Genomic DNA, 9,173 nt, shown 5'->3' with positions numbered 1-9,173 from the left:
CCAAGCCCTGCCGGATCCCGCGGGCATCAAGGTCCATCACACCCGGGCCGGTTAAGACCCGGCTGGCGGGGAAAATGTCTGTGAGGCACGGCCTCATTTCCCGGGGATCTTGACATGAGGCACTCCGGAGGGATGACTCTATGATGGGCAGCATGACGCAGCCCAGATGGGAAGCCAGTTCCGATGATCCAGTGCCGGATGACGTCGCACGACTGCTGGCGACGGTACCCGAATGGTTCGGTCGGCTCGAATCCAATTCCGAGTACATCGACGACGCCCGCACCATGGAGACGTGGACGGTGCGCGACGAAGACGGTCGTGTCGTCGGAGTCACTCTTGTGGCCCATCATTTCCCACAGACGAGCGAAGTCCATTTCACTGTCGTCGATCGCAGCGCGCATGGTCGGGGCGTCGGCTCTGCGATGATCTGCACGATCGCCGATGATCTGCGCCGTCGCGGAGTCGGCATACTGATGGTGAAGACTCTCGGGCCTTCACAACCTGACCCGAACTACGCGCGCACTCGGCACTTCTACGAGACGGTGGGATTCGTTCCCCTCGAAGAGACCGACCTGTGGGGTGCCGACACCCCCTGCCTCATCATGGCCAAGCCGTTGACATGACGCTTTCGCCATGGCCGAGCCGACCACCTGCGCACGGCTCCGTCCTTCTCCGCGAAGTCGCACCAGACGATGTGGGAATGGCGAGGGAACTCTCGACCGATCCGTATGTGCCTGAAACGGGATCGTTGCCGTTCAACGCCTCGGTCGATGACGCACTTGCCTGGATTTCCAGGCAACAGGGTCGGCATTCGGAGGGAGCGGGGTTCTCGTTCACAGTTGCCTCGGTCGCCGACGATCAGGCTGTCGGTCACTGCGGGCTGTGGCTGAAGGACGTCGAGGCTGGACTCGCGACGGCAGGTTATGCGATCGTCCCCTCACAGCGGAGGTGCGGCTACGCCGCGGACGCACTTCTGGCGCTGACTGGATTCGGTTGGACGCTGCCGGGACTGGCGCGGATCCTCCTCCACATCGAACCCTGGAATATCGCATCACAACGCACCGCCGAACGTGCGGGGTATGTGCGACAGGAAGCGACAGCCGACCATCAGATCTTCAACGGCGAGACGAGAGAGATGCTGGTCTATGTGGCTGACCGACTCGAGACCTGATCCACGGAGCACAAGGGTGAGGGGTTGTGACAGGCAGATCGACACCGCAGACTGAATCCATGACCGATGGAGGTTGGGGCATTGAGAAAACGGTGCTGATCAGGGCATCGGTCGCCGAGGTGTGGCCCCACATCCGAGATGCCAGGCTGTTGAGCCGGTGGTGGTGCCCTCCGCCGACAGTCCAGATCTCCTTCGACCCGCACCCGGGTGCCGCCTACTCGGAGCGTTATGACGATGGAACCCACTCATATTCGATCGGAGGTGACATCGTCGAGTTCGAGCCTCCTCGGCGATTGTTGATTCAGCGGAAGACGAACGGTCGGTTCGGTGACTGCGACCAGGTCAGCATCGAACTCGATGATCGGGGCTCACCGGCCCTCGTCCGTCTGCGCCATTTGTTCGAGGATCTCCCTACTCATCGCCGAGGCGAAGCCTATGACTTCTACGCCGACGGATGGGACTTCAGCCTCGGCTTGCTCAGTACAGAGGTCTGCGCTGCTGTGCGGAAGAATGGACGCGCACGATGACGGATCCGATGGACGCTGCCGGTCTCGACCTGGAATTCCCCTTCACCGGTCGGTGGCTTGTGCAGAACAGCCCGGCCGATCGCGTGCCGAGTCACGGCACGACGATGTTCGCGACCTCATTCAGCATCGACTTCGTACCGGTCGACGACTCCGGGCATTCGGCGGCGTTCACTCTCGGATCGCTGTTCCGGTCTGAGCCTCCGGAGAATTTCACCGGCTTCGGCCGTCCCGTGATCGCCCCGACCGATGGCACGGTGATGACCGTCAACGATTCCGAACCCGATCATCCTGCCTATCGGGGCCTGCCCTCGCTCGGCTATGCGTTGACTCAGCGCAGGCGCGCTGCAGCTGGGTGGCGGGCGCTTGCCGGAAACCACGTCATGATCAGGAGCCCCGGTGGAATCGTGGCTCTGTGCCATCTGCAGCGAGCCAGCGCTCAGATTCGACCGGGCCAAGTGGTACGGATCGGCCAAGAGATCGGCCTCTGCGGGAATTCGGGCAACAGCACGGAACCTCACCTGCACGTCCAAGCGATCGACGGTCCTGACATCGAGCGTGCCTCCGCTCGGAGAATTTCGTTCAGAGGATCCTTGCCCTCGAATGGTTCGATCATCACGGTCTGAGACCCGGAACACCACGTTCGGAACTCAGTCTGACCTTCGGGTGAACTCCCCGTCGAGGGCCGCCGAACTATTGTCCTTGCAGACAGTCCGGCCTAAGGTGAGAGGACGTTATCCATCGACTCGGCGAGCACCGGTCAGCGCATCGGATGTGAAAGCAGAACCCGAGCGGATGGACTCACACGAAGGAGTGTCATGGCAGTCTACTCAGCACCCGGTACCGACGGCGCGCTTGTCACGTTCAAGCCCCGTTATGAGAACTTCATCGGCGGGGAGTGGGTGCCTCCGAAAGACGGCAACTACTTCGAGAACATCACTCCCGTCACCGGGCAGGTATTCACAGAGATCCCGAGTTCCACCGCTGACGATGTCGAGACCGCGCTCGATGCAGCATGGGCCGCGGCGCCGGCCTGGGGCAAGACATCGACGACGGAGCGGGCGAACATCCTGCTGAAGATCGCCGACCGCATCGAATCCAACCTCGAGATGCTCGCCGTTGCCGAAACCTGGGACAACGGCAAGGGAATCCGTGAGCCGCTGGCCGCAGATCTCCCGCTGGCCGTCGACCACTTCCGCTACTTCGCGTCTGCGATCAGGGCGCAGGAAGGCGGAATCTCGCAGATCGACGACGACACCGTGGCCTACCACTTCCACGAGCCGCTCGGTGTGGTCGGACAGATCATTCCCTGGAACTTCCCGCTGCTCATGGCAACCTGGAAGCTCGCTCCGGCGCTCGCCGCCGGCAACTGCGTGGTCCTCAAACCCGCCGAGCAGACACCGGCCTCGATCCTCGTTCTCGCCGAACTCATCGGCGACCTGCTGCCTCCGGGCGTCCTCAACATCATCAACGGCTTCGGCGTCGAAGCGGGCAAACCGCTGGCGTCGAATAAACGCATCCGCAAGGTCGCGTTCACTGGTGAGACGACGACCGGCCGCCTGATCATGCAGTACGCCTCGCAGAACATCATTCCGGTGACTCTGGAACTCGGCGGCAAGTCGCCGAACATCTTCTTCGACGACGTCATGGCTGCTGACGACAGCTTCCGTGACAAAGCACTCGAAGGCTTCGCGATGTTCGCACTCAACCAGGGTGAGGTCTGCACCTGCCCGTCGCGTGCGCTCGTCCAGGACTCGATCTTCGACGACTTCGTTGCCGCCGGCGTCGAACGCGTCCGGTCGATCAAACAGGGCAACCCGCTCGACACCAACACCCAGGTCGGTGCACAGGCTTCGAATGACCAGTACGAGAAGATCATGTCCTACCTCAAAATCGGCAAGGACGAGGGCGCCGAGGTGCTCATCGGAGGCGACAAAGCCGAACTCGACGGCGACCTGGCAGGCGGCTATTACATCCAGCCCACGATCTTCAAGGGCACGAACACCATGCGCATCTTCCAGGAGGAGATCTTCGGGCCCGTCGTCGCACTGACCTCGTTCACCGACTACGACGACGCGATCTCCACCGCCAACGACACCCTCTACGGCCTCGGCGCCGGAGTCTGGGCCCGCACCGGCAACACCGCCTACCGGGCCGGACGCGACATCCAAGCCGGTCGCGTCTGGGTGAACAACTATCACGCCTACCCGGCCCACGCCGCGTTCGGCGGATACAAGTCCTCGGGCATCGGACGTGAGAACCACAAGATGATGCTCGACCACTACCAGCAGACGAAGAACCTGCTGGTCAGCTACTCCGAAAGTGCACAAGGATTCTTCTGATGAGTGATTTAGCCGAAACAGCCGCTCTCGAATCGACACCGACGATCGAGGGCGAAGAGAAATCGCGGGTGGCGATGACTCAGGCCGCCATCGACCTGCTTGCCAGCCTCGTCGACAAACACGGACAGCTCATGTTCCACCAGTCCGGCGGCTGCTGTGACGGCTCGTCGCCCATGTGCTTCCCCGAAGGCGACTTCCTCACTTCGGAAGCCGATGTGCTGCTCGGACATTTCGAACTGCCCATCGACGATGCCGAGAAGGCCGGTCTGGACTTCTGGATGTCGACGGAGCAGTTCGAGTACTGGAAGCACACACATCTGACGATCGATGTGGTGCCGGGCCGGGGGAGCGGCTTCAGCGTCGAATCGCCGACGGGCAACCGCTTCATCATCCGCTCGACGCTCATGGACGTCGCCTGAAGCTCCCACTCTGACGGGGACCGATGTCACTCGGAGCCGGAGCGTCTCGGGGCTGCTCTGAGGTGGGCACGTTCTCCTTGCTTCCCTATGAGGCTGAGGAACTCGACCGGCCCTGAACCGGTGGCCCCGAACCAGTGCGGGGTGCGGGTGTCGAACTCGGCGGCTTCCCCAGGCTCGAGGATGAGGTCGTGCTCGCCGAGGACGAGCCGCAGTCTGCCGTTGAGGACGAATGCCCAGTCGTAGCCCTCGTGGGTGCGCAGATCGGGTTCAGCGTCGTCAGCACCTGCGGGAAGGACGAATTTGTACGCCTGAATGCCTCCGGCGCGTCGAGTCAGCGGGAGGACTGTCCGCCCATCCCGGGTGGGGAGCGGGCGAAGGTTGACACGAGGATCGCCGGTCGCGGGCGCGTCGACGAGCTCGTCCAAGGTGGCCCCGAAGGCGAGCGCCAGGGGGAGGAGCTGTTCAAGTGTGGGGCGCCGGCGACCGGCTTCGAGTCGTGACAGAGTGCTGATCGAGATGCCGGTCTCCTCGGCGAGGTCGCTCAGCGTGATGTCGCGGCGCTGACGCAGATGCTTCAGCCGGGGTCCGACAGCATCGAGGGTGCGGTTCATGAGATCGTCCATACTCTCTAGTTTGCCATTTGGAAAATGTGTTTGCAATTGAGACCGATTGTCATCATCATCGAATCAGCGGAACGCCAGAGCGGCAGTTCCGAATTCGCCGAGAGGACAACGACATGGCAGGACAGAAGAGCGGAATCAGAGACGTCATCATCATCGGAGCGGGGGCGGCCGGCCTCAGCGCCGCACTGACATTGGCTCGTGCCCGCCGTACGGTGACGGTCGTCGACGCGGGGCGGCCGCGTAACGCGCCCGCAGACGGAGTGCACGGACTCCTTGGTCTTGAAGGCATCAGCCCCAGCGAGCTCAGTGCCCGAGGACGGGACGAGGTGCTCGGCTACGGCGGTGAGATCGTCGACGACGAGGTTGTCGAGGTCACCCGCAGCGCAGAGGGCTTCACGGTCAGCCTGCGCAGCGGCGACTCTATCGAAAGCAGGCGACTGCTCGTCGCAACCGGTCTCGTCGATGAGCTTCCCGAGATCCCCGGCGTGCGCGAACAGTGGGGACGCGGAGTCCTCCACTGCCCGTACTGCCACGGATGGGAAGTGCGCGACAGCCGCATCGGCATATTGGTCACCAACCCGATGGCCGTCCACAAGGCCTTTCTGTTCCGTCAGTGGAGCTCCCAGGTGATGCTGTTCACCGGCGACCATGAGCTCAGCGAAGACGAGCGGCTCAAGCTCCGAGCCCTCGACATCCCCGTGGTCGACGGGGGAATCGACAGCCTGGAGATCGTCGATGACCGGCTCACCGGGGTGCGACTGAGCACCGGGCAGGTCGTTGAGATCGACGCCGCGGTCGTGGCCACGCCGATGGTGGCCCGGGCCGAGCTCTTCGCAGGAATCGGTCTTGAGCCCACCGAACATCCAGCGGGAGCCTTCATCGAGACCGACACCTTCGGTCAGACCTCCGCGCCGGGCGTCTGGGCCGCGGGCAACGCCACCGACATCGGCGCGCAGGTCAGCGGTGCGGCAGCCGCTGGAGCACTCGCGGCACAGCACATCAACACGGATCTCATCTTCAAAGATCTTGACCGGGCAGCCGCAGAGCTGGACCGCGACAACGATGGGGAGGTCGCGTGATGACGCACTCATTCGACAGAAAGTACTGGGACCAGCTGTGGACGGGCGAACGCGGCCAGCGGATGGATTCCGGGGAACCGAACCCCCATCTCGTTCGGGAGATCGGCGGACTCCGCCCCGGAACTGCCCTCGATGCGGGCTGCGGAGCGGGTGCCGAAGCGATCTGGTTGGCGGCCAACGGGTGGGACGTGACTGGGGCAGACGTCGCCGACGCGGCACTGGACTATGCAGCGGACCGAGCTGCTGCAGCCGGGGTCGTCGGCGACGTGCGCTGGATCCGGGCGGACCTCTCTGTCTGGGAACCCGAGACGCGGTATGACCTGGTGACCACACATTACGCGCATCCCGCCATACCGCAGCTGGAGTTCTACGACCGCCTCGCCTCCTGGGTCGCGCCGGGAGGAACCCTGCTCATCGTCGGTCACCTCCACCAGCACAGTTCAGCCGGGGACACCCACCCGCCGAGCGAGGTCACCGCCACGGCCGCCGCAATCACGAGTCGTTTCGATCCCAGCGATTGGGAGATCGTCACCGCCGAGGAGTCGCATCGGTCCGTGATCGGGCCCGGTGGTCGTTCCAACCGCATCGACGACGTCGTCGTCAGGCTCACTTCCCGGCGCTCAGCACCTCGGGTTCGCCCAGGGAGAGCATGAGGCGGTTGGCCCAGTTGAAGAATGCCGCACAGTTGAGAGCATCGACGATGTCACCATCGTCTAACCCCGCTCCGCGCAGCGCCTCGACGTGCTCAGGCCCGAAGGTCTGAGGGGTCAGCGTCAGTGCCACCGAGGCATCGACGACGGCATCCCACACCGGATCACCGAGGCTGCTCTTCGTGCCGATTCCCTCGTCGAGGAGGCGCTGGACGAGGTCGCGACGACCGGATTCCTCGGTGGCCCGATCGGCGTGGACCGACGCGCAGAACAGGCACCCGTTGAGGCGTGAGGCCGCGGTCGCGGCGAGTTCGCGTTCGGCCCGGCCGAGTCCGTCGGTGGTGTTGAAGAAGATGTCGAAGTCGGTCAGGGTTCGTGCCTTGAGCGCGGCCGGATCTCTTGCGAGCAGCCGGAAATAGGGGTTCTTCGCCCGTCCCGCCTCGACGAGGGAATCTGACTGCGCATCGTTCAGTTCCGCCTCGGCGACAGGAGCGATCCACGGCACCCAGCCGAGCCCACCTTGTTGGAACAGTTCGGGTCGTGCCAGGTGAAGGAAGGTGCTCACTCGATCTCCGACAGCGGCAAGCGCATCGGATTTCCGCACCGAGGCGGCTTCTTCGTCCCCATCGGCCGTGCCCTGATCTGCCTCGTCCGTCTCGCGCGGCAGGGAGTCCGGGGCCGGGACATCGGCCGTGGCCGGAGCATGACCGAGGGCTGCAAGCCCGGTGCTGATGCGGATCTGGAAGTTGAGGAAGGACACGAGCTGAGCGAGGGTGACGATGCCGTCCTCGTCCCAACCTGCCTCGAGCAGCAGCGCCAGATGACCGGGGCGAGCATCGCGCGGATGAAGGACCAGCATATGCGCGAACTCGAGGCCGGCCACGAGCTTCTCGCCGAGCCTGTCTGCGCTCGCTTCCGCCGCGGTGAACCACGGCCCTGAGACGTTCTCTTCGGCCAGAGCCTGAGATGCGAAGGTTCCGTACGGCCCACGCTTCACTGAAACCGGCGAGGTCGCCTCGTCGAGGAGTTCGGCCACCTCCCAGGACGCGGACTCGTCTTCGTCGCGCAGCAGATCACGGTAGAACTCCTCGGCACGCGATGCCCCGAGCAGGCCGGCGGTGAACGCGGCGACCGCATAGCGGTCACGGAAGCTCACACTCTTCGGATCAGCAGGTTCGAGCAGAGCCTCGAAACTCAGCTGTGCGTTCTCCTTCGCCTGCGCTCGGCGATCGCGGAGGGCATCGAGCGGATCCTTCGCGGCGATGCCTGCGAGGACATTGATGATATCGGCCATCTCAGTGCACCCGCTCCTTGGTTACGGCGAACCCGAGAGCCGGGGCCACCTCGGTGGCGAGCAGTTCGATCGACCGCAGGGCGGTCTCATTCGTCGCCGGCACCGAATGCACCTGGAAACTGACATCGGTGGCCCGGTCGAGCACCCGGTCATGGCGCAGCCGTTCGCTCACCTGCTCAGGAGTGCCGAGGTAGGTGTCGGTGGCGATGAGGAGCTCATCGAGGCTGAGCCCGGAGGTGTCATAGCCGACGAGGCGGTCGGCCTCAGCCCGCAGCGCAGGTTCGGTGATCTCGCGCAGCCGCGGCAGGTCCGCGGCATCGGCGACCACGGCGGTGCGGGAAGCGAGGATGCGCGGTTCGGCCCCGTCCGGCAGCTGGGAGAGATAGGTGTCGATGACGGGCAGCTGCACCTCATCGAGGCGAGCCCCCGGATTGTCCTGCGGGCGGGGCTGAGTCCGCGAGAGCATGAGTCCGTCCCCGGCAGCACCGGCCGCACCGGCTCCGCCAGCGGAGAAGGTCGCCTGCCACAGTCGGCGGTCAAGGCTCGGCCGCTCCGTTCCAGGGACAGGGTAGAGGCAGTGGCCGGTGGGCAGCCGGTCTCCTGCGAACAGCGTGCGCAGGGTCCTGAGATTGTCTGCGAAGACCTCGCGGCGGTCATCGAAGATCGTGCCGAAGGCCGGGAAGGACAACGGATTCCCGCCAGAGCCCAGACCGATCTCGAGGCGACCGACGGAGAGCTCGTCGACGACGACGGCGTCTTCGGCCACTCGCACCGCATTCTCCATCGGCAGGGTGATGATCGCCGTGCCCAGCGAGATCCGACTGGTGCGAGCGGCGGCATGGGAGAGGAAGACGAGTGGCGACGGCAACCCGCCCTCTGCCGCGGCGAAGTGGTGTTGGGCGACCCACGCGGAGTGGAAGCCGAAGTCCTCGGCCGTCTCGATCTGTTCGAGGGCGAAGCGGTAGCGCTGCGCGGCCGGGGCGTCCTCGAGCAGGCGGGTGAAGAAACCGAGCTTCGGTCCGGTCGTGGCAGCGCCGGTCGCCTGGGTGTCGGTCGGTTGAGGGGTCATGG

11 protein-coding genes are annotated in these 9,173 nt (G+C 64.5%); 8 read left to right on the top strand and 3 right to left on the bottom strand.

What is annotated here, in order from left to right; all coding sequences use genetic code 11:
* Positions 1–152: 152 nt before the first annotated feature.
* The 6 genes from EB835_RS18475 to EB835_RS18450 all read left to right on the top strand — a co-directional run bounded on the left by EB835_RS18475 (position 153) and on the right by EB835_RS18450 (position 4,456).
* Positions 153–623: a GNAT family N-acetyltransferase gene (locus EB835_RS18475; protein WP_135810906.1), complete on the top strand. Its 471-nt coding sequence runs from the start codon at positions 153–155 to the stop codon at positions 621–623.
* Positions 620–1,171: a GNAT family N-acetyltransferase gene (locus tag EB835_RS18470; RefSeq protein WP_135810905.1), complete on the top strand. Its 552-nt coding sequence runs from the start codon at positions 620–622 to the stop codon at positions 1,169–1,171. Before EB835_RS18475 ends, EB835_RS18470 begins: the two co-directional genes overlap by 4 nt.
* A gap of 59 nt (positions 1,172–1,230) precedes the next feature.
* On the top strand, positions 1,231–1,698 hold the full coding sequence (locus tag EB835_RS18465) for an SRPBCC family protein (protein WP_135810904.1): 468 nt from the start codon (positions 1,231–1,233) through the stop codon (positions 1,696–1,698).
* The gene (locus EB835_RS18460; RefSeq protein WP_240688848.1) at positions 1,695–2,321 is read left to right on the top strand and encodes a M23 family metallopeptidase; all 627 of its coding nucleotides are present in this window, start codon (positions 1,695–1,697) and stop codon (positions 2,319–2,321) included. Before EB835_RS18465 ends, EB835_RS18460 begins: the two co-directional genes overlap by 4 nt.
* Positions 2,322–2,513: 192 nt before the next feature.
* Positions 2,514–4,037: an acetaldehyde dehydrogenase ExaC gene (locus tag EB835_RS18455; RefSeq protein ID WP_135810903.1), complete on the top strand. Its 1,524-nt coding sequence runs from the start codon at positions 2,514–2,516 to the stop codon at positions 4,035–4,037.
* The gene (locus EB835_RS18450; protein ID WP_135810902.1) at positions 4,037–4,456 is read left to right on the top strand and encodes a DUF779 domain-containing protein; all 420 of its coding nucleotides are present in this window, start codon (positions 4,037–4,039) and stop codon (positions 4,454–4,456) included. The genes EB835_RS18455 and EB835_RS18450 overlap by 1 nt, the downstream gene beginning before the upstream one ends.
* 26 nt (positions 4,457–4,482) lie before the next feature.
* On the opposite strand, the gene EB835_RS18445 is transcribed toward EB835_RS18450, so the two are convergent.
* Positions 4,483–5,079, bottom strand: coding sequence for a helix-turn-helix domain-containing protein (locus tag EB835_RS18445; RefSeq protein WP_135810901.1), 597 nt, complete (start codon positions 5,077–5,079; stop codon positions 4,483–4,485).
* Between the two features lie 113 nt (positions 5,080–5,192).
* On the opposite strand from EB835_RS18445, the gene EB835_RS18440 reads away from it, so the two are divergent.
* Entirely contained in the window at positions 5,193–6,158 is a 966-nt protein-coding gene (locus EB835_RS18440) for an NAD(P)/FAD-dependent oxidoreductase (protein WP_135810900.1), read from the top strand.
* Positions 6,158–6,811 carry a class I SAM-dependent methyltransferase gene (locus tag EB835_RS18435; RefSeq protein WP_135810899.1) on the top strand — a complete coding sequence of 218 codons (654 nt, stop codon included), beginning with the start codon at positions 6,158–6,160 and terminating at the stop codon, positions 6,809–6,811. Before EB835_RS18440 ends, EB835_RS18435 begins: the two co-directional genes overlap by 1 nt.
* On the opposite strand, the gene EB835_RS18430 is transcribed toward EB835_RS18435, so the two are convergent.
* Both EB835_RS18430 and EB835_RS18425 read right to left on the bottom strand, forming a co-directional pair.
* A complete protein-coding gene (locus tag EB835_RS18430) occupies positions 6,765–8,102 on the bottom strand; it encodes an alkylhydroperoxidase domain protein (protein ID WP_135810898.1) in 1,338 nt (445 codons plus the stop codon). The two genes, EB835_RS18435 and EB835_RS18430, sit on opposite strands and share 47 nt — an antisense overlap.
* A 1-nt stretch (position 8,103) precedes the next feature.
* Entirely contained in the window at positions 8,104–9,171 is a 1,068-nt protein-coding gene (locus EB835_RS18425) for a putative FMN-dependent luciferase-like monooxygenase (RefSeq protein ID WP_135810897.1), read from the bottom strand.
* Positions 9,172–9,173: the final 2 nt, after the last annotated feature.

Origin of the sequence: Brevibacterium sp. S22 (assembly GCF_004745485.1) — a bacterium.
Lineage (GTDB): Bacteria > Actinomycetota > Actinomycetes > Actinomycetales > Brevibacteriaceae > Brevibacterium.
This window is presented reverse-complemented; position numbering and strand designations above follow the sequence as displayed.

Bases quoted from the DNA above. Each gene is read 5' to 3' on its own strand.
- EB835_RS18475 (WP_135810906.1), top strand. From the start codon at position 153: ATGACGCAGCCCAGATGGGAAGCCAGTTCCGATGATCCAGTGCCGGAT.
- EB835_RS18470 (WP_135810905.1), top strand. From the start codon at position 620: ATGACGCTTTCGCCATGGCCGAGCCGACCACCTGCGCACGGCTCCGTC.
- EB835_RS18465 (WP_135810904.1), top strand. From the start codon at position 1,231: ATGACCGATGGAGGTTGGGGCATTGAGAAAACGGTGCTGATCAGGGCA.
- EB835_RS18460 (WP_240688848.1), top strand. From the start codon at position 1,695: ATGACGGATCCGATGGACGCTGCCGGTCTCGACCTGGAATTCCCCTTC.
- EB835_RS18455 (WP_135810903.1), top strand. From the start codon at position 2,514: ATGGCAGTCTACTCAGCACCCGGTACCGACGGCGCGCTTGTCACGTTC.
- EB835_RS18450 (WP_135810902.1), top strand. From the start codon at position 4,037: ATGAGTGATTTAGCCGAAACAGCCGCTCTCGAATCGACACCGACGATC.
- EB835_RS18445 (WP_135810901.1), bottom strand. From the start codon at position 5,079: ATGGACGATCTCATGAACCGCACCCTCGATGCTGTCGGACCCCGGCTG.
- EB835_RS18440 (WP_135810900.1), top strand. From the start codon at position 5,193: ATGGCAGGACAGAAGAGCGGAATCAGAGACGTCATCATCATCGGAGCG.
- EB835_RS18435 (WP_135810899.1), top strand. From the start codon at position 6,158: ATGACGCACTCATTCGACAGAAAGTACTGGGACCAGCTGTGGACGGGC.
- EB835_RS18430 (WP_135810898.1), bottom strand. From the start codon at position 8,102: ATGGCCGATATCATCAATGTCCTCGCAGGCATCGCCGCGAAGGATCCG.
- EB835_RS18425 (WP_135810897.1), bottom strand. From the start codon at position 9,171: ATGACCCCTCAACCGACCGACACCCAGGCGACCGGCGCTGCCACGACC.